Genomic DNA, 25184 nt, shown 5'->3' with positions numbered 1-25184 from the left:
CTCCTTCCCTACCTAAATTACAACAGGAAACTATGTAAATTTTATACTTAGGTACTCTCTAGTATAAACCTTTTGTCGATTTTTAGGGTTTCGTGCTTCTCTCATCTCATGCAAGAAAATGCACAAGGTAAATTACTCCTTAAATTGAGATTCCGCTGGAACCTTATTTCTCAAATTGATTAAGAACCTAAACCCGGGATCTGTTGTGAAGAGGGGGACTTGCAATGGTAGTAAGGCAGAGACAGTGCTCGACCCCTAAATGTAACTTGTGACTGAAAATTGGAGGTTAATTCTTGTGAACTTCAGCTTGCTACAATTCGCCATCTCTCAAATGGGCAGATAGACTTTGTCGAAGGAATGACAATGATATTTCCGACGATCTTCTCGCCAGTAATATCTCACAAATATTGATGACGACGTTCTTTTGGCTGATAGCTTTCACTCACAGTCCGCTTAGTGGTGTACTGTTTGCCCGCTACTAGTGTTACAAGTAAGAATCGCTCCTAAGAGGCCACCTCTCTTTCACTTTGAAACTAAAGAGACTTAAACCAGATTGTCATACGGATTGTTTAAGTCGACCAGCCTGCCTTTCAACCGCTTCCTTCTTTAGGGATATATTGTATAATTAAAATGGATTTCAGTCTTTTGGCAAGGAAGCTAGATTTGTGTTGAAAGGACGACACCTAATGGATAAGAAACAGAAAGGAAACAAGAATGTGATCGTTGATTCTGATCCCGGCGTTTCAAATGCATATTTTGGAGGAGACATTGGTCATGAATCATGGGCCATGATTGAAGGATATGGTTCTGCTGCGCTTTATCTCGCCAGCCATGCTCACGAAGAAAATGAAAGGGATACTTGGTTATACCCGTCACTTTATCTGTTTAGACACTATGTTGAACTCTCCCTAAAGGACATCTATTTGAAGTGGAAAGATGTTGATGGTGAGGAAGTAGATCCAAGAATCCTAGAGGGACACGGGTTAGATACTCACCTTTACGTAGACCTGTGGAAGTGGATTTCTGCCCAATGGCCAACGTCCGACCGAGAATCTCTAAAAGAAGTACGTCGGACAATTGTTGATCTACATAGATTGGATAAATCCGGGCAAGCATTCCGCTATATAAAAAGCACTGAGGGTAAGTTTTTCCGTACGGATACAACGAAACTGATTGGGTATACATCGTTATCAAGGAAAATTGAGACAGTAAAGTCGTTCCTAGATGGTATCCAAGCATGGATCGACAATGAGTTAGAAACTAGAGCGGAACAATACGCCGAATTCAGTGTGGAGTGGGATTGACATCTTGCGACAGAATAAACTAAAAGATAGATAACACTTGATCATGTGTTCACCACAAGGGCAGTATGCGCTAGACATGTTGCTGCTTCAAGATAATCCCAATGTGAGAGAGGGGACATAAATGCTTTCCTTTGAACACAAGCGTGAGATACTGAGGTCGTTTCCTGAACTGCGTGAGGAATCGATAAGCAACGGTCGTTTCGTGAATTTCACCTTCTCTGGCAGTAAGAAACCGGGCAGAACCGTCGCCCGTGAATTGTATCACAGTGGCAACGGTTTCGTATGTGGACGGTACATGGAAGACTATTTAACGGATGCTCGGGGGTGGATAAATATCAAGAATTTCAAGGAAGCAGAACTCAGAGAAGTTGTGAGCAGGTCGATCGCATCCATGTCTAAGCCATGAGGGGAAGTGCAGAAATACTTGCGGGAATTTCAAGGCGGATTTAATAGGTGGCCACCGGTTCGCCAATGAGTAGACTTAATCTCCCTCAACAATCTCTTCAACAGTTTTAACCACGTCGCCTAGAGATTTGATTTTGGCCGTGTTATTTCCCTGTGACTGAAAGCGTTGATGGAGAGGTTCAATGATGTATTCGAGCACTTTTTCTTCTCTACTTACAGTCTCGAGCGGCAGGAAGTAGTACCACATTTCCACGCCGTCGTCGATGTTGTGGTACGACTTAGTATGGAGGTTCTCCCTATAATCAGATTCAGCTCCATACCCAGCGTTAAACAACGGTATACACCTATGGAATGAACTTTCATTTTCTGCCTTAAGATAGGCACAGGTGATGGCGGGATACTGGTTATTAAAGTCTGCATAGTCAAATAAGATGTTGACGCCAATCCCTTCGTTTTTCCGCTGCGAGCCGATCCATATCTTCTGTTGGAAATATGGCATCCAGAATCTAGGGCCATGCCAACTATTTGAGCGGTCCCACATGACTCCAGTACCGTTTGCCGCATAGCCCAGCTCAACAAGCTGATCGTTTATCGAGTTGAGAAGCATGGATACTTCCTCACAAATTGCAGTCATCGCCATATAGATTTCCTTCATTCTTTTTCCTGTTATCAAAGACGCATCTCCTCATCCTTAAAATTCTGCCCCTGCTTGGCGCCAAAAGAATGGCCGGTTTAGTCCATCAGCGTCGAATGAATCGACTGCCTTAAATCCCTGAAAGGGAACGAGTCTCTTCCTGTGAAGTAGCAACCGTAGGTCGGTTAGTAGCCGAACTGTCATAGTATCGGTTTCCGAATCTGCTATTTGGGGTTCGATGATGGAACTAACTTTTCTCCAAGAAGTCCAAAAAAGGCAATTGTAGGATTCATTCACGCCTTTGTTTCGAAGAAGTTCAGCAGATTCTTGGATGTCAGCCCTGGGAAGCGCATAGTGAGCGGTTACATAAAAGAGATACTTTCGCTCTGAGGAAGAGATTTTCTTATAGTTGGCATCACTAACATTAAGACGATTCGTCACCAAATCGTAGTATTGCTCGGCCAACTGATCCCCATGTGACCACGAATGTCTGTCCAAACTATTACTCTTTGGCGACGTGTATTTACACTCGACCATGATTGTCGTAATGGTTCCATCCTGCGCAGTAAGAATGCACAATACATCCGGTTCCCGGTGAAACCCTGTAGTCTTCGGCCAGAACAAATACTCGGCATCAGCAATAGGGCCGTTCTCTCTGAAACTTTCTCCGAGGAGATTTTTACTAGTTCTGAGGAATGGAATAAGGCCTCTACCTGATGAAGTAAAATTGTTTGTGTAGGAGAATTTGGATCCTTCTCAGATAACAAAAAGGTAGGGTATCCTCGGGATTGCGACATCACCAGAAAGGAAGCCCTACCTATGGATAGTGTACATGAACAGAGTATTGGAGATCTAATGGAAAATCTCGTGAAAGGCTTTGTTAAGGAAAAACTCGAGTTTATCATGCGAGAAGAAATTGAGCATTTCCTGAATGTGGAGTATGAGGGGCGCCGCCCGAGTAGAAATGGTTACTATGGTCGCTCCTTACAAACGCGGTATGGCGAGATAGAGGACCTACAGGTTCCCCGAGACCGTAAGGACGCCTTTCAGACTCAGTTGTTTGAGCCATACCAACGCCGGGAAGGTTGGCTAGAAGAGGCTGTCATTCACATGTATAAAGGCGGTATGAGTACCCGGGATGTCGCGAAATTTATCGAAGGGATGTTTGGCACAGAGTACTCGCCAACGACCATCAGTAATATCACAAAGACCGTTTTGGAAGATGTAGAAGAATGGCAGCAGCGTCCGTTAGAAAAGCGTTATTCGGTCATCTACCTAGATGGCATCTACATCAAGTTAAAACGTACTACGGTGGACAGCGAAGTCGTCTACCTGGCGATGGGTATCAACGAAGACGGATACCGACAAATACTCGGCTTCTACGTGGGCGGCAAAGAAAGTGCCAACGGTTGGAAGGACGTGCTCAAGGACCTATACAACCGTGGAGTACACGAAGTGTTACTGGGTGTATTTGATGGGCTCCCTGGTCTCGAAGAAGCCTTTCGAGAAATCTATTCAAAGGCTGACGTTCAGCACTGCGTCGTACATAAAGTGCGAAGTACCTTCCCAAAAATCCGAGTCGGTGACAAGACGGAATTTCTCAGTGATCTCAAAACGGTGTACACCGCACCAGACAAGGACTTGGCCGTAGCTGCGTTCGACACCGTCAAAGATAAGTGGGGGAAAAAGTATTCGAAAGAAATTCAGTCCTGGGAAGGCCAACTTTCAACGCTCCTGACGTTTTACAAATATCCGAAGCTGATTCGTCACGCAATCTATACTTCAAATGCCATCGAGCGGACGAACAAAGAACTTCGCAAACGTTTTAGACCGATGAACAGCTTAACAAATATGGACGCTGCTGAGAAAATTATCTATCTGGAGGTCACAGCGTACAACGAGAAATGGAGTACCAGGGTCATCCGAGGCTTTGGCGATGAGGAAACAAAAGCCGGGCTACAGCGAATGTATGAAGAGCGTTACCCAGCTGTCTCCGAGACTCTCGACAAGGAATAATTATCCAAAATAATTCCGAGACAGTCCAGCAATTCAACAAGGATATTAGTTCTGAATATTCAATCCAAGAGGGATAAAGTTCTAATTTTCGGTGGGGGGTACCCCCCACCTACCAAAACAAACCAAATAATGATGTTATCCATCTTCGATGGATAACCCTACTGAAAAGAAATTACACAAACTTCTTGACACTACCCTCTACCTGGACTGACGTACTTGAACGTTCCGAAGACATCCGACGTTAACAGGTCTTCGGATTCTTCTTGAGCTGTTAGTTTTCCATGCAGTTCTGCAAGAGTCATATGCGACTCCTTTCTGAGAAAATCTAACTTATTTCAATTAAACATCCAGATGCTAAACTCCTCTTTCACCGGATAAGACTCAGTTCTGATATAGTGTACAAGTTCTCATACTCCCCAGGATTGGAGTTCATGTGCACAATGTGTGCATACAGGCCCTCCCTTCATGTCTATTAGTTCCTCGGAAAACCCGCAAAACAGACACACGGCAGAATATGATGCAATCACGATGCTTTCTTCTTCCATGAAGATTTCTATATCGTCTTTTTCAATAATTCCCAAAGTTTTCCTCATTTCCGTTGGAAGAACCACTCGTCCCAAGGTATCAATTCGTCGAACGATGCGATTTTGCTCGATATTATCAAACTCCTTCAGCAGCAGTATGTCTCAAATCTGCATTAAACGACATGCCGTTCAGGAGAATCTGACCGTATTTTGAAAATAGTAAAGAAAACTGTTTCCTGTGACTTGCACTATCCGATCAACCCTTTGTAGGCTGTCACACATCAACGGCATTAGGCCGAGAGGGGATTTGATGATGGAGTCAGGGAAACAACCAGTGGGGACACTGGCAGAACTGAAAAACGTAGTGTGGTTTGGCCAGAGCAAGGACAACAGGACTCGGCATACACAGTGGATGGACATGCAATTTTATGCCGTTTGGATAAAACGACTGCGGGAGGCATTTGAAGTCGCAGAGAATCCAAAGCAATACCGACAAATGAAGCAAGGAAGTGATATTGGTAATGCACCATCAGATGCTATCAGGCATCTGTTTCCCGTCTCGGGACATCTGAACAGCCGATTGCTGAGAGACGCAATTTTAGGAAAAGGCTGCGCCCACCTACACAGTGTAAAGGTGAGAGAAGGCATCGCAGTATACTACAATGGCAGCCGCAAAGCTGCGCTTAAGGAATGGAGTAAAGTTGTAGCTTCAAATTGACCCTATATCAATTCTTCAAAATGTATCAGATCTTCTGGCAGTACCAGCACTTCGCTCTCATCTCTATCCGTAAGATAAGCCAGCACGTTTGAGATGTGTACTTTGGCACGGTAGAGACGGCCTTTTCCAAAGCGATTTGCGAAAAACAAAGCGACTTTTTTGTCTGTCGTCCATGAATATGCCTCGTTTAACGGAGATGAAAGGTCTCCTGCGCCACGATATAAGGTAATGAAGCCCCCTCGTTGCGTCTTCGACTTAAGCTTTTTCCTCGTTATCTGTTTTACGTGGGAGTACGCACAGTAGGTGGCGACCTCTTTTACTGCTTCTTGATTGATCTGACTGAACCCGTATTCCGACATCTGGTAAGCATCGATGAAAACATCAAACTTAAGATGATCCGGGATCACGTCAAACAGTTCCTGATAAGAATCGAACAGGTGTCGTTTGTTCATCCGGAGAAAGGCTCGTTCAAAGTCGCTCGTTTGAAGAGACTGTGTCATGGATGCATGTGAGGTTTTGATGAATACGTCAGCCTCTATGTGTTTGAGATAGTCCGTTTGTAATGCTCTCAGGTTACACATCACATGATCGTGATAATAAAAATAGGGCATGTGTTTCGAGCCTTGAACAAACAGAAGTAGGGGGTTAATTCCCAATAATTCGCTGGCCTCTTTCACCTGGCTCATATCTGGCAACCTAATTTCATCAAAACCGAAATCGCATTCAATCGCCTCTACCAATGGGATGCAGCGGTCTTCGAACTTCTGATGACCATCCTTGAATAGACTTATGGGCATGTTAAAGCCCCTCCCTATATCGCTTTGAATATCCTGTTGGTTGGAGAAAATACCTGTGCGAAATCTTCCACTGAGTCTCACGGCAATCCTGTCCAATTTCTTGGCGGATTTTTACTAATCTGTGACCAACCCATTCCGGTTATTGATTCAAACAGTGAACTAGAGCACGGAGTTTTCATGGAATAGGACTGTCTCGCACAGTTTTCATGCCGTGAGTACCACGGTTTATCTAAGTCTAAGGACTATTCTGCCTGTGTGAATGAGTATGAAATAGTGCGCCTGTTAGCAAGAAACACTCCCCAGATGCTTGCATTATCGGGACAACCTTTTATAGGCTGTCTGGCATCAACGGCGACAGGCCGAATAGAAGGGGATTTGATCATGAGTTCAACCAGAGGGCCAGTTCCTACGCTGGAAGGCGTGGAAAACGTTATTTGGTTCGGAAAACACACGGATAGAAAGGATCGGCATTCACAGTGGATGGACCCTGAATTCCGCCGTTTGTGGGAAGGAGCATTACAAGAGGCTTTTGAGATTGCAGGAACACCCGCACAGTACACACGTATGCATAGACACAGTGATGTCGGTGGCAACTGCCCACTTGGCCCGACCGGTTTTGTTCCCATTCGGGGTTTAACAAATAGTCAGTTTTTGAGAGACTCGCTACTGAAAGATGGTTGCTCATTTGATCACCTGGAGAGTGCTGTTCTCTCCGATGGCGTAGTGGTGTATTATGTTGGCAGCCGTGAGGAAGGGCTGAAGGATTGGGAAATGACGCTAGTAGCGGCCGAGTTAGGCACTATTAAGTATTGGTCATCCAGGGAGTTGACGGCCTACGTACAGGGTCTGAGAGATGGATATCCTTCAGACATTGGGTATTTGTACTGCAGAGAGAACAAGATCGAGATACCGTTAAATGCGGAACTCGCATGGACAATCGTAGTTGATGGCAATCGGTTTAACATCGACGCTGCCTGGGATGAGGTCGTGAGAACATATCGGTCGACAAGACAAAACGTAATTGACCTGGTGCGACCGCAGATTGACAGTCATGTACGAGCATTGACTTGGAAGGTGCAATGATAATTTGGGGACCGCACTGGCAGTCCCCGCTACATAATCCGGTGGTGGTTAAAGTGCACGTTAGGTCGACTATTTCCCTACTGGAATAGATTTGAATTTCCATCTCGTGGTAGAATTAACCACATGGGGGTGGGGCTATGTCAGGGGAAGCACGGTTATTTGACCTGAATATTGAGAAGGTTCTTGAACATTGGTCGGTTGCGTACGCTGTTCGTGAGATACTTGCGAATGCATTGGACGAGCAAGTTTTAACCAAGACACAACCACCAGAGATTTTCAAAGACGACCAAGGAAAATGGCACCTTCGTGACTTTGGACGAGGACTCAAATATGAGCATTTAACACAGAACGAGAACAAGGAAAAGTTGAAGAATAAAGATATTGTGATTGGTAAATTTGGATTTGGACTGAAGGATGCTTTCGCTACCTTTGACCGTCACAAGGTCAAAATTTCAATTTTCTCAAAGCATGGGGATATCACAGTTGCTAAAGCAGGCAAGCATGGGTTTTCCGACGTCGCCACGCTGCACGCATACATTTCAGCACCGTCTGACAAAGCATTTATAGGAACGGACTTTGTTATGGATGGAGTAAAAGACACTGACATCGAGACTGCCAAGTCATATTTTCTCCAGTTTAGCGAAGAAGAAGTTCTGGAGACAACTTCCAAAGGTAGCGTGATTCGTAGACAGCCAAGGCTGAAGGGGAGGATATACGTAAATGGCTTGTGTATCGCTGAAGAGGATAATTTCTTATTTTCGTACAATGTTACCTCACCGTCCGCCAAGCTGCGAAAGGCGTTGAATCGAGAGAGAACGAATGTCGGACGTTCCGCCTACACGGATCGGGTAAAGTCGATTCTGTTAGCCTGTAGTTCATCGTCAGTTGCCGATGACCTCGCAAACGACTTGCAAAACTTTCAGCGAGGAACTATGCACGACGAGTTAGACTGGACCGATGTTGCTTTGCATGCCTGTAAAATTCTTAACTCCACAGACAATGTGATATTTCTTACTTCTGAAGACCTTCGAACCGGTGGTTCCCTGGTATCACACGCAGAAGACGACGGAAAACGTATCATCATTGTACCGGAGGATATTGCAGCGAAGTTTGGAAGGATTCGTGACTTTGAAGGTAACCCCATTATTGATTTAGGGGAATATCGTAATCAGTGGAACGATAGTTTCCAGTTCAATTTCATTGAACCAGAAGCTTTATCCAAGAAGGAGCAGGCTGTATTTGCATACAGAGATAGACTCGTCAAAGTTGTTGGACGTAACGCAAAGAGAGTTAAAGCTATCAAAATCTCTGAGACGATGCGAATGAACAGCTATGACCACAATCAGGCTCTGGGTCTGTGGGACCCCGCAAGAGAGATGATCGTTATTCGAAGAGACCAGTTGGCCACGTTACATGACTTTGCGGGAACCTTGCTGCATGAATTGTGTCACGCTACTACCGGGACAGATGATGAATCGCTGGAGTTTGAACACGGATTGACCGTTTTGCTAGGAAAAGTGGCTGGAGAGATGCTGTCCGTCTCTGGTAAGTAGTGTATTGGCAATGTGGGCTTAAAGGACGTGATCTCGATAATGATGGCAATAGATCTTGGTCGTACTAGCACTCTTTATTCTAGTAGACGTGGCCGCCGGCCGATGTCCTGGAGTTCGAACATCATTGCGATTCGATACCCTTTCTAAACTATTTCATGGTACCCCGATGATCGAGATTAGTGGTACTGCTTACCTCTCTTGTCTTGAGAGAGAAGAAGCTAAACTGGTGGGAAGGCACAAGGATGTTGATCTATGACGTTTACCAAGAGGCAACACACAAGTATCCCTTTCGATCAATCAAGCCACTGTTCTCTACAGGGGCTTGATTGCCTTTTTAAATGACTGTCTCAGCAACCCGTAGGAAAGGTCTCTAAGTTCCCAACACAGAACCCATATTTTGCGCCTGTTAGTGGCTTAGCCGGCCGCATTTACCCGGAACACCACGTCACGAAGAAACTTTTGTGCATGCTGATGACCAGAAACCATACCTGTCACTCCTTTTTCCTTGCTCCACTCATGCCGACGCAGGAGAGTGATAAGACCCTGAAAACGGTCAGAGTCCAGTTCCCCGTTTCTAAGACACTCTTGCATGTATTCCCTGCCTACAGCACCAAGGAATGCAACCCCGTAAGAATTGAGAAGTCGATACTCAGGTGTTAAAAAGTCGCTTAGCTCTGAAAACACATATGTGAAAAACATCTCTATGAGTTCTGAACGCTTTTCGGATTGTAATGCACCAAGTTTAGGTGATTTACAAATCTCCTCAATAGCCCGAGCAAAGGATTCAAGGGTAATAAATTTTCCAAACGCCTTGCCCCGTTTTCCATCTAGAGCAATAAGACCATTGAGAGGTGAATTTTCACTTTGTTCCAGTCTTATGGATTCAAGTGTTGCGAACGATTTGTCCCTCAGAAGTCGAATGTGGCTCTGTGGTAGTTTAGTCGCATACTCGTTGAGGTCACAAAACACCTGTATCCTTTCATCGTGAGTGAGATTGTGGTAGACTTTCATTCTTAGCATTGTATCGTAGCTATGTTTTGACCTTCGGTACAAGAGCTCTGCACCAAACAGACGGTGCTGCCCATCAAGCAACTCCAGTGCCGATACATGAAGCGCTCCATAGTCGGGATATCTCGAATCGTAGGGAATAAATTCAACTTCACCGTCACAAACCATCGTAAGCTCGGGTAGGGGCGTGAAGGGCTGACGTAAATACCGGGAAATAGAGGATATCTTTTTTTTGTCTCGTATTCGTTGAAATCCCAGAGCTACTTCGACGGTACGAACTACGACCAGGGGAAAGATCATGGAGCAGGGGGTGTGAGTTGAATAGACGACTCTTCCAGTTTCCTTCATACGGACAACCTGATGTATAATCACAAATAGACCTCCATCCGATAGAATGAGGCCAGTTTAACAAGATAATCACTGTACTTCAACGCACAAATATAACCATTATACTACTATCGAACTTTACATTTATAGATTACTACGACGATGCCATTTTGTCAAATTCTAAACAAGATTAGAGGCAGATAGCAAGTTCGTATTTCGGTGATAGAGAAACAGTGGAGTTCAATGATACACAATAGAATTGTGTATCATTTGCCAAATCACTGTGTTCCTGTGCCTCTCTTGGGATTTCAGGCGATGTTCATGTCTAGGGTTTACTGCTGCTATTATTCAATGAAACAAAACTAGTCTTTGAGATGATGTTATATATCTTTCGTATAAGGGAGGCTTTCTGATGGAATTAGTCCAACTCATTCGTGACCGCACACAGAGTGAACCCATAAGGAAAATTTTGCGAGCTAGTAGTTTGCGGTCTTATGTACTGTTTGTTCTCGGAATCAATTCGGGACTTGCAGTGAGCGAGCTCTTAAACGTTGATCTGGGAGGAATAGTGTCAAGGACAATTAGAGGACGTGGGCACATTTTCGTGAGGACAGTCAAGATGCCACGTGAATTAGGTGGTAAGACAGTGTGGGAGATTCTATCACGGGGTTGGATCATGTCCCGGTAAGATGAAACTTCCAAAAAATCACTTGTTTACCGGCTTAAGCGGGAGTATTACAGTTTTAAGTCGAACAGATTCAACGATGTCGTCGCATAAAGATTACGAAGTCTTAGTTCAGGTGTTGGACTTAATACTCCCATGAAGGCAGTCTTTATTTTCCTCTTGTTGGCCTCACTCAAAGAATCAATTACAGCAGGAGAGAAGTAGACATTCTCACTGTATTCGGCTAAGCAAAAGCTAATATAACGAAATAGTTTCTCATCATTTTCGTTACCATTTAATTGCGATAGGATATTTTTATAGCAGTTATCTTCGTGAAACCTTGAAATAATGATAAGCGTCATGTTTTCTTTAGGAATAACAGAAACGTATAAGTTAGGGATGAAATGCTTGTCATTGTAATTATAAATGTCTGCTGCTAGGTTGCCTTCCATGTCCATACCTACACCCACAGAAGTTGTAGCTGTAAATCCAACTGTAAATGGCACCACTTTAACAATGGATTCCAAGTTATTGAAGGATTTCTTAGCATACGCACTCTTGAATCTTTCATACTCTGTCCATGAGTCCCTAATGCTAAGTTTAGTGTTGTAATACTCTGTATAAATGGAAGGTGTCCTAGTGGCTCCGGGGTATTTTTTGAAAAAATTAGCAAAGCTCTTCTTCAGCCTTAATTTTCTGTGCAGTTCAAAACATAAGGCTCTAAACCCAAACCAATAATTTTGTTCAAGTGTTCCTTCGTAATCCTTGTCTTCAATGCATTTAAAGTAATCTTCATCATGCTTTTTACAAAACCCCGAAAATATACTAGCCTGGTTTTTACCGATAGGCGTAAATTCCAATTGAGGATACATTGTGTTTTGATCAATTTCCGAACTCAAGGCGTAAACATGATTTTCTACGGAGATCTTGTCTAATACCCCATTGTTTTGGATTGAGTGGGCGCCAATTAAGTCCTTGCTGCACTCAGATGTGTCAAACGCAAAGCACATTTTAAACTCAGTATCTTTTAATAATCTGCGCCCTTCCGCAGTAATCCGAGTAGCGCTATAGTCTCTGAAATCAACTTTAGAATTTCTGCTTTTAGCGTAGCAACAGAACTTGTATTTCTGTCCACTCTCACAAGGGCACTCTTCATAGGGTTTGAACTGATATTTTTTTGCTTCATTCATCGGTACAAACATTTGCAAAACCACCTTAGATTATAAAGATTCACGTGGTATATAGGGATCGTCTGTGTTCGCTAATCTAATAGTTGACCACGCCGAGGTGGGTCAACTTTTTGCTTGACGAACACAATCGTCCGAAATCTTTCGTGGTTTCATTATACATCAGGATGAATGAGGTCGATTGGTCGCTTGGATAATTTTCCGTTTGACCCGTTACTGGGAAGCGTATCCAATCTATTTGGCGAATAAGGAGGCGTTAATGACACATACTTCGATTAGGATCTGCAAGAAATAATCGAAGCGCAAGCATATCCGAACGCTGCATTTTTTGTATCTTTGAGATGTGGAAGATGCAGAAGTATTTGTATGCTGGAGGACTAGTTGCCCAGAATATTCTAGGGTTTGTCAAGGTTGTGAACGCTTCGTCTTGTTGTAGTCGGTTCGGAGAAACACTGCTAAGACTCTTACACCAATGCTCGTGATATTTATAGGAACTTTTTTACTAATAGCACTTCTGATAAATTATAGTCATGCGATCTCTTCCTTGACGAAGACCTAGATAAGTGGTTAGCCAGGGTCCGGCTAGTCGGTGTGCAATTGACTGTATCTGGAACGTGAGGGTACAGCAGACGTTGTCTGGACCTTTTGGGATTCATAGCCCGTACTCCTTGTTCGAAATGAGGGTGATACCAATTACGCAATTTAGTTGGAGAAACATAAGAAGTTATAATAATTCACAAAATAATGCGTTTGAAGAGCTGGTATGTCAAATCGCTCGTGGAGAGGAAATCAGGGGAAAAATCTCGTTTATAAGAGTGGGAGCACCGGATGGGGGTGTAGAAGCATACTGTCGATTAAAGAATGGTAAAGAATATGGTTGGCAAGCTAAATACTTTGATTCAATGGGAGATTCTCAGTGGAAACAATTGGACAAGTCTTTCAAGACTGCATTTCGGACGCACTCGAGCTTGGTGAAATACTACATTTGTATTCCGTTGGACAGGCAGGACCCAAGAATTGATAACGAAAAGTGGTTTATGGATAAGTGGAATAAACACGTCCAAACGTGGACAGAACATGCTGCTGCTCAGGGTAGACACATTGAATTCGAGTTTTGGGGCAGCTCTGAATTGCTTTCAAGACTCTCTCAAGAAAAGCATGTTGGTACAAGGTTTTTCTGGTTTGCTGCTGAGGACTTTTCCGAGGGATGGTTTAGAGACAGATTAGATGTGAGCATTGATTCACTAGGCAAAAGGTACACCCCTAAGCTGAACTTCGAGTTGGATCTATCAAGGACTTTTGACGGGATTACCAGAGAGCAGACCTTCTGTGAGCAATTTGAACATCTGTATCGTCAAGTTCAAAAGGATATTAAGAGTATAGTGAATGGAGTGAGGGAAGACACCCTAAGGTCGGCGGCTGAGGCCATTTCTGACGCTTCAAAAACTCTTAGGGAAGCCTTTGATGGCATTGTCTTAAGCGAAATGAATGATGTTCCATTAACGAAAATGGCGAATATTTGTCTTAAGATGAGTGATTCAGTCGGAATTTGTGTTGAATATTACTACAAAAATAGAGGCAAAGAAGGCAAGGCGAACCAAGATAACAAAGGGAATATGCATTCGTTGGAAAGTAATCAATTCAACTCGGAGCTATATTCGTTAAGGCAGTTGGAAGTTGCTTTAACGGAGCTTTACGATTTTCTGACCGGACCAAGTTCCTTACTTGCCAACACACCGATAATGATATTGAAAGGTGAAGCGGGGATTGGAAAGTCGCATATGCTCGCAGACGTGGCAAAACATAAGGCTGAGTTGGGAATACCAACCATTCTACTCTTGGGACAGCATTTCACCAACGATGACAACCCATGGACACAAATTCTGAACAACCAACTTAGAGTAGATATGAACGAAGAGGAGTTTTTAGGAGCAATAAATGCGAAGGCTCAGTCTATTGGTTCAAGGGCATTGATTATGATCGACGCCATAAATGAAGGTCGAGGAAGGTTTTTCTGGACGGAGCATATCAGAGGGTTTATAAGAACTGTCAGGAAATATAAATGGATAGGATTGGTGATTAGTGTCAGAACGTCCTATGAAACACTGCTTTTACCTTCTGATATTATTACCAATGACGTTGCCATAAGGGTCACACATTATGGCTTTGCGGAAGTAGAGTATGAAGCTTCAAAACTGTTTTTTGATAGTTATAACATTCAACAACCGAGTGTCCCACTACTCCATCCAGAATTTCAAAACCCGTTGTTTCTAAAGATATTTTGTGAAGGACTGTATAATTCAGGACTTACGGTGATTCCCGAGGGGTTGGAGGGGATATCTCAAATCTTGGATTTTTATGTAAATAGCATCAATGAAAGGTTAAGTACCGCCTCTAAGCTCGACTATCCGTCTAATATCAATTTAGTGAGAAGCGCCGTGATGTCACTGATTGCTAGGAAAATGGAAAGCAAACTAGGTTATGTTCCTTATAAGGATGCAAACAAACTTGTATGTGATGAAACTAGAGACTACACAAGTGATTGGCGACGGTTCCTTGATGAACTTATCAATGAAGGTGTTATCACTGAAAACCTATTTTACAATGGCCAAGAGTACGTAACTGGGGTTTATTTTGCTTATGAAAGATTTGATGATCACATTTCTGTATCGTATTTGCTGCAGCACTACTTAATTAAGGATAACCCGGGTCTATCCTTCCAAGAAGGGCAAGAGTTACATGGTTATGTGAAAGATGAAAGATCGTGTGAAATCAATAAGGGGCTTATCGAAGCACTTACTATTCAACTGCCAGAGGCCATTGGGATGGAACTATATGAGGTAGCACCTTATTGTAAATCCTTTTATCCAGTGGTGGAAGCTTTTGTTGGTAGTCTGATTTGGAGAAAGGTGGACACCATCAGCGAGAAGGTACTGCCGTACGTGAACAAAGAAGTATTGAGGAGAAAAGGCACCTTCGATAAATTTTGGGATTCAATAATACTTACTGCAACTAGCCCCAGAAATTTCTTCAATGCAGATCGAGTACATAGCATGTTGATGAAACAATCTCTTTCGGAACGAGATGCGTGGTGGACACCATACATCAGTACGCACTTTTCAGAAAGTACAGGTGTCAAAAGGGTCATTGATTGGTCATGGACAACTGAAGATCGCACTTATATTTCTGATGAATCGGTAAGGCTATCAGCCATAATTATTTCGTGGTTTTTGACGAGTCCAAACAGACCACTAAGAGATGCAGCAACCAAGGCCTTAGTTTGTCTGCTTCAAGACAGAATTGGGGTTTTGATAGACGTATTGGTAGCTTTTGAAGCAGTGAATGACCCTTATGTATACGAGAGGCTGTATGGTGCAGCGTATGGGTGTGCTTTAAGAGCTACATCCAAAGAAGATATTTACATTCTTTGCAAGTATGTTTATAAAACCATTTTTGCTAAGGAACAGACCTATCCCCATATCTTATTGAGAGACTATGCAAGAGGGATCGTGGAATTTTCCTTCCATTTAGGGATGGAGGATGGTGCTGTTGATATTGCGAAGGCGAGACCGCCCTATAGGAGCGAGTGGTATGAATACGTTCCGACACTGGCGGATATTGACCACTATAAATTTGATTACAATTCCGAAGGGTTTAAGAAAAAATATTGGGGTCAAAATAACGTTCTTAGGTCGATGATGACTGAGTATGGAACGGGAATGTATGGGGATTTTGGAAGATACGTCTTTCAAAGTGTCGTTTCGTCATGGGAAAACCATTTTGACCCCCAAGCATTGAGCAATATTGCAACGAAGAGAGTATTTGAACTTGGTTACAATGTGGAACTTCACGGGGAATACGATACCGAATATACACAAAATGACAATAGACATGAACATACAAATGAGAGAATTGGAAAGAAATATCAGTGGATAGCTTTTCATGAGTTGCTAGCTAGATTATCTGATAATTACACAATGGGTGAAATCGACTATGATTCACGTCGGGCAGGAACAGGAAAGAGGACATATAAAGAAATTGCATTCAATGGGCCCTGGAATCCATTTGTACGAGACATAGATCCGACAATGTTGATTAGGAAGAATGGTAACTCCCGCAACTTCTACAATGGGATGTACAGGCTTCCAGAAGAGAATTTGGACCTGTGGGTTCATGATTACAGAAGCATACCACCACTTGAGGATATCACACTGATAAGGAAATCAGAGAAGGAGTTTGTGTTGTTGAGTTCCTATATTTCGTGGCAAGAAAGAAGGGATGAGGATGATTACAAGGACAAAAAGGAACTATTTGTGAAAGCAACTGGATTACTAGTTCCAGAAGGTAAAGTAGATTATTATGCGAGGAGTAAGGCAGTGCATAACTATTCCTATCGTAATTACTGGGCTGAAGAGTACAATGCGTTTTCGAGAGAGTATTTTTGGCATCCTGTATTTGTAGATAGAAAATTGGACGTTGAGCTCGATGAAGAAACCGAACGAGAATTGAAAGAGACAACAATGGAGTATCTTTGGGGAACGGGGTATGATAAGTCCATTGATGGCTCTATACGTTACTTGATACCCTCAGAGTTTGTTGTTAACCAGCTTAGCTTGAGACAAACAAGAGAGGGTTATTGGGTAAACTCAGATGGGGAGGTTATCTGCTTCGATAATGCTTTAGAAGGATATAACACGGGCCTTTTTATTGAAAGGACATCTCTTGAAGAGATGTTGCACCAGACAGGACTGGCGCTCATCTGGGATATTTTCGTGGAGAAGGTTGCAAATAGGGAACTTCATCAATGGAGAACTGTTGCAAGGCTACAAGATGAAGGAGTAGACGTGATTTGGAAATATGACGAAGACAATTGGCCATTACAGTTCTAATTTTGTCGATGTTTATAGGTTTGTACAGCCTCAGCTTTTAAGTGAGTTGTTTTCCAGTAGTCTGTCCATAGATGACGAATACAGAGGATGATTTTGTACCTCTGCCCCACGTATACAAAAGATACCTCCATAGAAGCTGGATGCATCCGGTTAATCTCCGAAAAACCGGATGAAGCTGTTCAGAATTTTATTGAACTCCGGAAAGATAAGGAGTGAAGAATCGCTGAGTAGCAAGTAGTCAATAGGGTTCCACGAGGGTTGGCCCCGTATCGCATTGCTTGCTATGGGATACTGTGGCTAGACTCGAAGACGATTGCACTTTGCTGTATCATGACTAAGAACCTCTGTCGCCTTGAACTGTTACAAGACGATAGAACAAAAGGGCTGTATCTACGCAATCGATGCAGCCCTTGAACTTGATATTCCGTGGAGTTAAAACGTTACGCTTTCATGCATCGAACAGGATTGCGTTTAGAAAGCTGCAGTAAACCCGCTTTCCATGTTAAGTTCCAGAATAGGATTACTCATCACAGCGTCTTTCAAGCGATTAGAGTTGGTGTGCAGATAAATACGAGTCGAAGTAATGTCGGCGTGTCCTAACAACTCCTGTATTTCGATCAAGCTGACATTCTTCTGAAGTAAAAAGGTCGCAAACGAATGCCGTATCTTGTGAGGGCTATAATGTTTGCCATCGAGGCCGGCAAGGTGGACGTACTTAGTGAACATCGAACTGAGAGGTCTGGGACCCAATCTCTTGCCACTAACACTTGGAAATACTGGTGCATAGTCAGTTGTAACACGCATATCTTTATACATTCGTAAATCATCAACAAGGGCTGACGGAATCGGAATGAGTCGGTCCTTGTCCCCTTTTCCATTACGCACAAGGATATTACTGTCCCGCAAGCATACATCCCTCCACTGAAGATTGAGCAACTCCTGGCGGCGCAGCCCTGTTAGTGCGAGGGTCCGTAACATAAGCCAATCTCTGATTCGGGTACGTTGACCGCCATACTCAAGCGGTGCCTGTATCAGCTGCATCAAATCGTCCTGGGAAATATAGATGGGTAGAGCTTGTCGTTTCTTTGGAACTGATACAGCGAGGGTAGGGTTTTTTTCGATGTATTCCTGGGTCATGCAGAATTTGAAGAAGCTCTTTAGACTGTGGATTCGCCGGCGAATCGTGTTTGGGTGAAATCCTAGATCGTGTGCCATGTAAGTAATGAAATCTCGAATCATGGGTGTAGTCACTTTCTCAAGCTCTGGCTCAGCATTTTCCTTGTCGAGGAACTTTAAGAAGTGGTTAAAATCAATCCTATAACTCTTCACCGTTTCTTTTGAGTAATCTTTTTCAAGCCGTAGATACGAAAGAAACTTTTTGTGACAATCGACTAACAGCATATAACTCATCCTCCGTTTGTAGCCTGTAACTCAGGCATCAATTGAAGGACGCATAAGTGGGATATCGCACATTTCACCCAGGCCTATCTGACTTGTGTTCCCGGGAAACCTTGCAGCACAAGGCATTGAGAGGTTTTGACTCTTGGTGAACGTATACCTCGGCTTACAGGCTTGCTTCTTCTGCAGTTACATACCCCTTTACCTACCGTACCGTCACGCTGGGATAAACCCCGTGGCGGTGCGGTTTTTAACGTCAATCGTCGTGATACCACTAGGGGATATGATGACTCGAATGTTTTTAAGGGTAGTATCGATTTGTCTACAATTCCGTTTTCTGTTAAAACTATATTTTGGGCTCATTTTCCGCGCTACATCAACGAAATTAGCGTCTTTCGTAAAGCTCTTGAGACAGAACTTCCGTTACAGCCGGGCTTTGAGACGAGTTATGTCGTTCCTTCTTCTGTCCTTTTTACTCAAATAAATCGACTGTGTCAATTTCTTTAGTGACTGTCAACACTTTTCAATGAAACTCACGTCTGATGTAGAAACGCCCTCACCGAATTAACGGGAAGCGTGTTCTTCTTAAATCTTCGACGTTAGACCAGCACCTTCCATAGCGTCGTCTAACGGTACATTGTAGTTCAACGCTTCAATCAGTGGGCACAGTTCAGCGCTCATCTTCTCAGCGATTGCCAGGAACTCATCGTAATTACGGTGTACGTAAAGTGGATTACGTGTAAACCAGTCCCAACGCCTACCGGCAATACGTCTTTCAGCACGTTCGTCGTTCATCGGTATAACGTTGTACTTATCCGACGCCAGACGAAGGACACGATAAATGGTTTGCCTTGAGTGGCGTCAAAATTGCGTTCAGTCAGTTCCAAAACGCTGTCAAACACAGCCCCCGCGTTAGATACCTGTGTAGACGCAATAAGGGGTACCGCAGACATTTTAAAGAAAATATACGCTAATACATAAGTACTATCCAAATAGAGTGACCAGTACGGCAATACAAAACATCCCCAACGGGAAGAAGAACTTGGACCATTTATGCGTAAATACAAATCCGACGATGCCTAATCACCAGCAGGAGGATAAACCAGATCGTAAATCTGAGTATCCAGCGCTTCAACCGTCATTTCTTAATTCCATGGCCCAATAAGTGCGCGTTAGTATACCCAAGTTTTATAACGGGAGCTGCTCACATCACACTCTGGTGGTTATTGGCTGAAATATCGTTTCAAAACATGAACCAACGCAAATGTGTCTCGAATTCTAGCAGCATCAAAACAAAGGGACTCGGGAAATATATCGCCTTGTCGAGACTCCGCTACAATGAATCTCAGAATTCTTGTCGTGTATTGAAATGAACTGGCAATTCGGGTTTCGATTAGAAATGTTTATTTTCCCGGAGCATTGCTCTGTCTGTGAGAAATGGTGATGGAAAAAATAAGGGAAATTAAGCCAACTATGGAAATCAAGCCTGCAGACCAACTCAGCGAGGCGTAAGAATAGTGACTGCTAATGATTAACCCACCTATTGTCGATCCTAAAGCAATACCCAATTGCATAAAGGAAGCATTAACAGAAATAATTACCTGTGCCATTTTTGGAGCCAATGTTCTAAGATAGGCTAGAACAGCAGGAGTTGTCGCCCAGCCCGCTGTACTCCATACCATCATGATCAGGAATAAAAGAAAATGATGTTTTACAACCAATGGAAGTAAAAAAATGCAAGTATTCTGCCTCCTATCATTCCATACGCCGTCTTTCTGGCACCCAATTTATCAACGATATTTCCGCTATAAAACTACCCAAAACCCCAAATATCCCCAAAACAAAAAATGATGCCGTTATTCCTTTCGTATGAAAATCAGCCAGGGCATGCAAAAATGGCGTTAAATAGGTGTATAAACAAAATTGGCCAATGAGAATAAATACAGTCACCAACATACCCATGACCATTGCGGGGTTCCGCATAATTGAGAACTGTGTTTTTAAAGGGACTGGTTCCTCCCCTTCAACTTTTTGTACAAAAAGCCAAACTCCTGCCAGAGGCAGGAGGGAGACCAGTGCTACTAAAGCGAATATTATTCTCCATCCGAATGTTTCTCCAACGAATGTTCCAAAAGGCACTCCTAATACCAATGAAGCAGTATATCCCATCATTGTTCTTCCTATAGCTTTGCCCACCTGGGAGGAAGGGACAATTTTGGCCGCCAATGCAACCGAAGACACGCTAAATATTCCGGAACTGATTGCTCCAATAATTCTGGAGCTCATCAGAATCAAATAATTAGGGCTAACGGTCGCAATGACATTACTAAGGATAAAAACAATTAATGAGAGCAGTAACAGTTTCTTTCTTTCTATCCGGGATGTTATCAACGTGAAGACGGGCGTGCCTATTGCGTAAATAATAGCGTAAATAATAGCGTAAATGGTCACAAGCTGTCCGGTCGCAGCGATCGATATTCCGAGGTCAGAAGATACCACCTTTAAAATACCGGCAAAACCCAATTCAACTGTCCCGACAACAAACAACCCTATGGCAAGTATAAAAATGACCAGATTCGTTTTTGAGTCAGTCCCTTTGTTGTTTCTCAAAACACCTTCTCCCTTCTGCCAATAAGACACGTGTTGAAAATCAAACATGTGTTTACTAAAGTTAACATATCAACATCATAAGTCTGCCTCAATGGTTAATTGAAAGGGATTTGTTCATTAATCAACAACCTTTATCCTAGTGTTCAAAACTCTGCGCGCTAAAGGAGAATTTCATGTATGGATCGACGTGTTTACAAGTCAAAGAGAGCGATTATGGATGCTTTAATCAAGCTCATGTCGGAAAAGGATTTTGAAATGATTACGATTAATGAAATTGCGGAGGAAGCAAATGTCAACCGGGGAACCGTTTATTTGCATTATACAGACAAGTATGATCTGCTAAATCAGTGCGTAGAGAATCATTTAAACCAGTTATTTGCAAATTGTCTACCTAGCGGAGACGTAGGTAATTTTCCTTGCGAAGGAGGGTTGCTTCGTATATTTAAATATTTGGAACAACATAAATCTTTCTATTCTGCCATGCTGGTCAAAAAAAGTGCCCCTGCTTTTAGAAACTGTCTGCTGACTATGATCCGACAGGGGCTTGCCAAGAAAGTTGATAAAAGCGAGGTAAACGGAGACATAAACAGGGAAGTGACGGTGCATTTTCTGGCTTCGGCTGTTGTTGGCACAATGGAATGGTGGCTTGCTCATTCGATGCCTTACCCAGCCGAGGATGATGCAAACCAACTTTATATGCTTCTGGATCGAAGCCATAAATGGGGGTACCGCCAACAAAATGATGCAAAGCCCACGCTAAGACAATAATTTATGGATTCGAATCTTCGTTTTTTCCTACGCTAACATTAAGAAACGCAGTTGTGAATATACCGCATTCGGTGTTTTTATACGATTTTCCGAGACTAGGCTTCTGTCGCATTCGCCCCTGTGACCTGAAGAAGACTTTTGAATTCCCTTCAGGCACGTGTCCTTGCGCAAAAAGGGACACCTTATACTCTCTTAGAACTTCGGAGGATGGTATGCAGCCATCTCTACTAACCACATAACCTGTCCAAACCAAAGGAACAGAGGACCAATGGTGCCTGTTGCCACCAACATCAACAAGTTTTTCCTTCGTCTAACGATACTAATAATGACTCCCATGACAATTTGGAAAACAACGACCCTCATCAACTCGTGCCTACCTGCTCCTACGTAGATCTGTACCAACGTACCCAAGACAAAACCAACAACTCCGTACCAGAAACGGTCTACAACAAACTTAGGTAACATACTTTTCCATTTGAAGGAAGCTATAAGTACAGTGCCAGTCACTATATAGCCGAAGTACGTAGAAAGGATCAATCCAAGGATATTCTGTCTTTGATAGTCTTCATAACGCCCAGAGGCAAACTCAGCAACATACAAACCAACGGATGTACTCATCAGTAATGGTATCAGGCAAATTAGGAATGCACCTAATGACCAATACTTATTGGAGACAGGGGGTTTCATGCGTGCCACGAGCATGGTAAGCAGAACCGGAAGCGCAACGTTCCTAATCAGGAATTCAGGAAAGCTCACTGCTAAATGGGAGACCGAATCGTTGAAACCTACGATGTGCCAAAGCCCACCAAAGACAACCTCGAATATAGACAACGTCAGCACAGTGACAATTAGTAGTATGAGTATACGTTTCACCGATTCACCACCTGTCGCTTGTACCTGTCACTCATGCAGAAGATCAGAGGTTTGCTTTATGTGTTCATGCATTCAGGACACCCTCCTTTGCTAAATAGACGTTGGAGAGGCGAAATCTGTTATCACTGTCTAATTGAACATAGCTTCCCTTTGATGACTTAATGCTTGCAAAGGGTCAATGCTTATTCATTCAAAAGCGAGTCTTATCATAGTGTTGACTTACAGTTTAGTTAACTCACAGGATTATTCAAGGTAGTTAAATGAGTAAATACATCGGCAGGAAAAGACGGGACGGACGTACTGGAATCGGTTGTCCATTCATAGAGGGTTATGTAGGTATTTCCTCGTCTGAAGTAGTAGTATTTCGATGACTTGGACATATCCCACTCAAAGTATGTTTGCCCAGACTCTGTTGCTCTTTTCACCCAGGGGACTTTTTGACTCTGTGGGGGAATGTTGCCGGGAGCGGTGATGATTTCGCTGCCAGTGTGGATCCAGTTATTTGGTGAATGCCCTAATTCATAAAACCTGTACTGAACGCCAGGAGAGCCCCCTACTGAGAATGTAAAATTCCCATTGGAATCTGCTTGCATGATTTTTGGGTTTGAAACACCCAATCCGCCCGTTATAACGTAAACTTTGTGATTTTGTACCCGGGTCCGTACGTTCCACTGAGAGATGTCTTTCCAGATATGATTAAGCGTTGGAGTGTTAAAATTACCGTTGTAAGGAACGTGGTCCTCAGTCCTGGACCGACCTCTGCTAACTAGGAAAGCACTTCCTCCAGCCAATATCAAAATCGCAGACAATCGAAGAACTAACTCTCTTTTTTTCATTTCAACCTCCTATTTCTAGATTTTGTTATTCCGCTAACCTGCCAATAGTGGTGGACCTTTGCCCACTAATTCCTTCACCAACGTGCAGTGGTCAACACGCAAGGTAGTAAGCTGATTAAATTGGGGTAGGTACAGTGGTAACGTGGATTTGTTAATTTGTCTAGTCTGGGAACAGCACTCCGAGAAGACTGCCTACAAACACACTGACGACTTGTAGCAACAATATGGCAAGTACATCAAATAAGAACCAATCATAGTAATGACTGTAAAAGGCCAAGTGGTTTTGAGACAGGAGGACGAGTACAATCCAAAGGCCAAACAAGTTGGCTAGGTAGACAAGCGGATAGAAAAGTACATTTTTACGATTCTTCGATAACATGGATAGTCGGGTAAAATACAAGATGAAGGCGACGATGAGGATAATTACTGGAGCCCAGTTGGTTATCTTCACGGTAAAATTGTCTCCTTCTACGAAGGACCGTCCGATAAACGGAAGGTTCAAGTATATAAATCCACCTAGTAACGCCGCTATGGACCAGAGTTCGGCTTTCAGCATGGTCTCCAACCTCACTTTTAACAGTACTTCAAATTGATTCATCGGTTCGTTCTTCTATGCATGTGATGAGGGATGTTACGGACATGCAGGAATTCCTTTTCCGGAGAAGGCTGTGCGCCATTCACTGCGATACCTCCGCTGCATTGTTCCTGAAATTTGTAATCACTCGTGACCTGCGCCATCTGTAGTAAAGGAATACAAGGATTATCCAGAAGACCACTAAGTACGGCCACCAGGCATAGGAGGATGTGGAGATCGCGTGGATGGACACGGCGAAATCATATAGAGAGTGATTTAACAACGCGATCCAAAATGAACGCGAAAAGTAGGCATACATGGCAAGAGAAAATCCCATGAGACTCAAAATAAACCATGTGGCGACATCGTGGCCTTTGAGCTGCCCGATGTGTCCCACGCCGAACAGAACGCAACTGATGACTACAATGGCCCAAAAGAGAGTAGACGGGTGTATTCGATGGAGGTATTTCGTTCCAAGGAAAAGCAAGGATGATGATGAACGACCAACGCCAGGTTTCTTCCATGGGTCCGGCAAAAAGAGAGACAATGGCAACTCCGACACCAGGCTTTATGGTTTCGGACTGAAGGAGACGGGGATCAATCCAGAAAACCATCACATCAAAACAACCAGAAATCCATATGAAAAATAGCAGAAGAAGCGTCTTGGATAGGAGGCGTCCCAGCTTCTTCCCCGGCAACATGAGAGCCCCTGGTCCTTGAAGAACACGGGTAAACCGGGGTGCGAGTTTGAACATGGCAATGATAGAGAGAACTAACAGTGTCACAGCGTAGACTTCCATAATGCCAGTAAAGACATTGGACGTGGGTAGTGGGATAACATTCAAGACTAACATGGGCGTAAATAACACCGCGTACACATAGAGAAACTTGCTCTTTAATATCCCCGAAAAATTGATAGTTTGTACGAGTTCCTGGCTGTATCTCATAACATCCATCCTTAGTGTCGTTCGCAACGCCAATAAGTGTAGTATATGGGAAAGGCATGCAAATGCAAT

Annotated in this window: 22 protein-coding genes; 8 read left to right on the top strand and 14 right to left on the bottom strand. The window is 43.3% G+C overall.

Annotation, left to right across the window (positions count from 1 at the left end; all coding sequences use genetic code 11):
• Window positions 1-686: 686 nt before the first annotated feature.
• Both GI364_RS14930 and GI364_RS14925 read left to right on the top strand, forming a co-directional pair.
• On the top strand, window positions 687-1304 hold the full coding sequence (locus GI364_RS14930; protein WP_198850053.1) for a hypothetical protein: 618 nt from the start codon (window positions 687-689) through the stop codon (window positions 1302-1304).
• Between the two features lie 121 nt (window positions 1305-1425).
• Window positions 1426-1710: a hypothetical protein gene (locus GI364_RS14925; protein WP_198850052.1), complete on the top strand. Its 285-nt coding sequence runs from the start codon at window positions 1426-1428 to the stop codon at window positions 1708-1710.
• Window positions 1711-1785: 75 nt separating this feature from the next.
• Here GI364_RS14925 and GI364_RS14920 read toward each other — a convergent pair whose 3' ends face one another.
• The gene (locus GI364_RS14920; protein WP_198850051.1) at window positions 1786-2382 is read right to left on the bottom strand and encodes a hypothetical protein; all 597 of its coding nucleotides are present in this window, start codon (window positions 2380-2382) and stop codon (window positions 1786-1788) included.
• Window positions 2383-2400: 18 nt separating this feature from the next.
• Entirely contained in the window at window positions 2401-2841 is a 441-nt protein-coding gene (locus GI364_RS14915; RefSeq protein ID WP_198850050.1) for a hypothetical protein, read from the bottom strand.
• Between the two features lie 321 nt (window positions 2842-3162).
• Here GI364_RS14915 and GI364_RS14910 point away from each other — a divergent pair, with 321 nt between their 5' ends.
• The gene (locus tag GI364_RS14910) at window positions 3163-4359 is read left to right on the top strand and encodes an IS256 family transposase (RefSeq protein ID WP_198850049.1); all 1197 of its coding nucleotides are present in this window, start codon (window positions 3163-3165) and stop codon (window positions 4357-4359) included.
• 407 nt (window positions 4360-4766) lie between these two features.
• On the opposite strand, the gene GI364_RS14905 is transcribed toward GI364_RS14910, so the two are convergent.
• A complete protein-coding gene (locus GI364_RS14905) occupies window positions 4767-4979 on the bottom strand; it encodes an AbrB/MazE/SpoVT family DNA-binding domain-containing protein (RefSeq protein WP_255524456.1) in 213 nt (70 codons plus the stop codon).
• Window positions 4980-5193: 214 nt separating this feature from the next.
• On the opposite strand from GI364_RS14905, the gene GI364_RS14900 reads away from it, so the two are divergent.
• Entirely contained in the window at window positions 5194-5601 is a 408-nt protein-coding gene (locus GI364_RS14900) for a hypothetical protein (protein WP_198850048.1), read from the top strand.
• A 2-nt stretch (window positions 5602-5603) separates the two neighbouring features.
• Here GI364_RS14900 and GI364_RS14895 read toward each other — a convergent pair whose 3' ends face one another.
• Window positions 5604-6398 carry a hypothetical protein gene (locus GI364_RS14895; RefSeq protein ID WP_198850047.1) on the bottom strand — a complete coding sequence of 265 codons (795 nt, stop codon included), beginning with the start codon at window positions 6396-6398 and terminating at the stop codon, window positions 5604-5606.
• 381 nt (window positions 6399-6779) lie between these two features.
• Between GI364_RS14895 and GI364_RS14890 the strand changes: the two genes are divergently transcribed.
• Both GI364_RS14890 and GI364_RS14885 read left to right on the top strand, forming a co-directional pair.
• A complete protein-coding gene (locus tag GI364_RS14890; protein WP_198850046.1) occupies window positions 6780-7481 on the top strand; it encodes a hypothetical protein in 702 nt (233 codons plus the stop codon).
• Window positions 7482-7618: 137 nt separating this feature from the next.
• On the top strand, window positions 7619-9034 hold the full coding sequence (locus GI364_RS14885; protein WP_198850045.1) for an ATP-binding protein: 1416 nt from the start codon (window positions 7619-7621) through the stop codon (window positions 9032-9034).
• A 414-nt stretch (window positions 9035-9448) separates the two neighbouring features.
• Here the strand turns inward: GI364_RS14885 and GI364_RS14880 are convergent, their stop codons facing one another.
• Both GI364_RS14880 and GI364_RS14875 read right to left on the bottom strand, forming a co-directional pair.
• Window positions 9449-10414 carry a DGQHR domain-containing protein gene (locus GI364_RS14880; RefSeq protein ID WP_198850044.1) on the bottom strand — a complete coding sequence of 322 codons (966 nt, stop codon included), beginning with the start codon at window positions 10412-10414 and terminating at the stop codon, window positions 9449-9451.
• A gap of 690 nt (window positions 10415-11104) precedes the next feature.
• Entirely contained in the window at window positions 11105-12235 is a 1131-nt protein-coding gene (locus GI364_RS14875) for an SEC-C domain-containing protein (protein WP_198850043.1), read from the bottom strand.
• A 668-nt stretch (window positions 12236-12903) separates the two neighbouring features.
• On the opposite strand from GI364_RS14875, the gene GI364_RS14870 reads away from it, so the two are divergent.
• The gene (locus tag GI364_RS14870; protein ID WP_198850042.1) at window positions 12904-17109 is read left to right on the top strand and encodes an NACHT domain-containing protein; all 4206 of its coding nucleotides are present in this window, start codon (window positions 12904-12906) and stop codon (window positions 17107-17109) included.
• A gap of 471 nt (window positions 17110-17580) precedes the next feature.
• Here the strand turns inward: GI364_RS14870 and GI364_RS14865 are convergent, their stop codons facing one another.
• From GI364_RS14865 to GI364_RS14850, 4 genes are all read right to left on the bottom strand, one after another.
• Window positions 17581-18510: a tyrosine-type recombinase/integrase gene (locus tag GI364_RS14865; RefSeq protein WP_198850041.1), complete on the bottom strand. Its 930-nt coding sequence runs from the start codon at window positions 18508-18510 to the stop codon at window positions 17581-17583.
• A 582-nt stretch (window positions 18511-19092) separates the two neighbouring features.
• Window positions 19093-19302: a hypothetical protein gene (locus tag GI364_RS14860; RefSeq protein ID WP_198850040.1), complete on the bottom strand. Its 210-nt coding sequence runs from the start codon at window positions 19300-19302 to the stop codon at window positions 19093-19095.
• Window positions 19299-19520 carry a hypothetical protein gene (locus tag GI364_RS14855; protein ID WP_198850039.1) on the bottom strand — a complete coding sequence of 74 codons (222 nt, stop codon included), beginning with the start codon at window positions 19518-19520 and terminating at the stop codon, window positions 19299-19301. Before GI364_RS14855 ends, GI364_RS14860 begins: the two co-directional genes overlap by 4 nt.
• A gap of 742 nt (window positions 19521-20262) precedes the next feature.
• Window positions 20263-21117 (bottom strand): MFS transporter, encoded by an 855-nt coding sequence (locus GI364_RS14850; RefSeq protein ID WP_198850038.1) that lies wholly within the window; start codon window positions 21115-21117, stop codon window positions 20263-20265.
• Window positions 21118-21294: 177 nt separating this feature from the next.
• Here GI364_RS14850 and GI364_RS14845 point away from each other — a divergent pair, with 177 nt between their 5' ends.
• The gene (locus GI364_RS14845) at window positions 21295-21885 is read left to right on the top strand and encodes a TetR/AcrR family transcriptional regulator (protein ID WP_198850037.1); all 591 of its coding nucleotides are present in this window, start codon (window positions 21295-21297) and stop codon (window positions 21883-21885) included.
• Window positions 21886-22077: 192 nt separating this feature from the next.
• On the opposite strand, the gene GI364_RS14840 is transcribed toward GI364_RS14845, so the two are convergent.
• The 4 genes from GI364_RS14840 to GI364_RS25420 all read right to left on the bottom strand — a co-directional run bounded on the left by GI364_RS14840 (window position 22078) and on the right by GI364_RS25420 (window position 24730).
• Window positions 22078-22758, bottom strand: a complete 681-nt coding sequence (locus GI364_RS14840; RefSeq protein ID WP_198850036.1) for a hypothetical protein — start codon at window positions 22756-22758, stop codon at window positions 22078-22080.
• A 230-nt stretch (window positions 22759-22988) separates the two neighbouring features.
• Window positions 22989-23594, bottom strand: coding sequence for a hypothetical protein (locus GI364_RS14835; protein WP_198850035.1), 606 nt, complete (start codon window positions 23592-23594; stop codon window positions 22989-22991).
• A 160-nt stretch (window positions 23595-23754) separates the two neighbouring features.
• A complete protein-coding gene (locus GI364_RS14830; protein ID WP_198850034.1) occupies window positions 23755-24192 on the bottom strand; it encodes a hypothetical protein in 438 nt (145 codons plus the stop codon).
• Between the two features lie 79 nt (window positions 24193-24271).
• A complete protein-coding gene (locus tag GI364_RS25420; RefSeq protein ID WP_370541783.1) occupies window positions 24272-24730 on the bottom strand; it encodes a CPBP family glutamic-type intramembrane protease in 459 nt (152 codons plus the stop codon).
• Between the last annotated feature and the right edge of the window lie 454 nt (window positions 24731-25184).

The organism is Alicyclobacillus sp. SO9 (assembly GCF_016406125.1).
Classification (GTDB): Bacteria; Bacillota; Bacilli; order Alicyclobacillales; family Alicyclobacillaceae; genus SO9.
Note: the sequence above shows the minus strand (reverse complement) of the source record. Positions and strands in the feature narration are given on the sequence as shown.

What these genes read in the sequence shown, in the direction of transcription:
- GI364_RS14930 (WP_198850053.1), top strand. Translation starts at nt 687, where the DNA reads ATGGATAAGAAACAGAAAGGAAACAAGAATGTGATCGTTGATTCTGAT.
- GI364_RS14860 (WP_198850040.1), bottom strand. Translation starts at nt 19,302, where the DNA reads ATGAACGACGAACGTGCTGAAAGACGTATTGCCGGTAGGCGTTGGGAC.
- GI364_RS14900 (WP_198850048.1), top strand. Translation starts at nt 5,194, where the DNA reads ATGATGGAGTCAGGGAAACAACCAGTGGGGACACTGGCAGAACTGAAA.
- GI364_RS14895 (WP_198850047.1), bottom strand. Translation starts at nt 6,398, where the DNA reads ATGCCCATAAGTCTATTCAAGGATGGTCATCAGAAGTTCGAAGACCGC.
- GI364_RS14885 (WP_198850045.1), top strand. Translation starts at nt 7,619, where the DNA reads ATGTCAGGGGAAGCACGGTTATTTGACCTGAATATTGAGAAGGTTCTT.
- GI364_RS14875 (WP_198850043.1), bottom strand. Translation starts at nt 12,235, where the DNA reads ATGTTTGTACCGATGAATGAAGCAAAAAAATATCAGTTCAAACCCTAT.
- GI364_RS14925 (WP_198850052.1), top strand. Translation starts at nt 1,426, where the DNA reads ATGCTTTCCTTTGAACACAAGCGTGAGATACTGAGGTCGTTTCCTGAA.
- GI364_RS14835 (WP_198850035.1), bottom strand. Translation starts at nt 23,594, where the DNA reads ATGAAAAAAAGAGAGTTAGTTCTTCGATTGTCTGCGATTTTGATATTG.
- GI364_RS14865 (WP_198850041.1), bottom strand. Translation starts at nt 18,510, where the DNA reads ATGCTGTTAGTCGATTGTCACAAAAAGTTTCTTTCGTATCTACGGCTT.
- GI364_RS14830 (WP_198850034.1), bottom strand. Translation starts at nt 24,192, where the DNA reads ATGAATCAATTTGAAGTACTGTTAAAAGTGAGGTTGGAGACCATGCTG.
- GI364_RS14845 (WP_198850037.1), top strand. Translation starts at nt 21,295, where the DNA reads ATGGATCGACGTGTTTACAAGTCAAAGAGAGCGATTATGGATGCTTTA.
- GI364_RS14910 (WP_198850049.1), top strand. Translation starts at nt 3,163, where the DNA reads ATGGATAGTGTACATGAACAGAGTATTGGAGATCTAATGGAAAATCTC.
- GI364_RS14890 (WP_198850046.1), top strand. Translation starts at nt 6,780, where the DNA reads ATGAGTTCAACCAGAGGGCCAGTTCCTACGCTGGAAGGCGTGGAAAAC.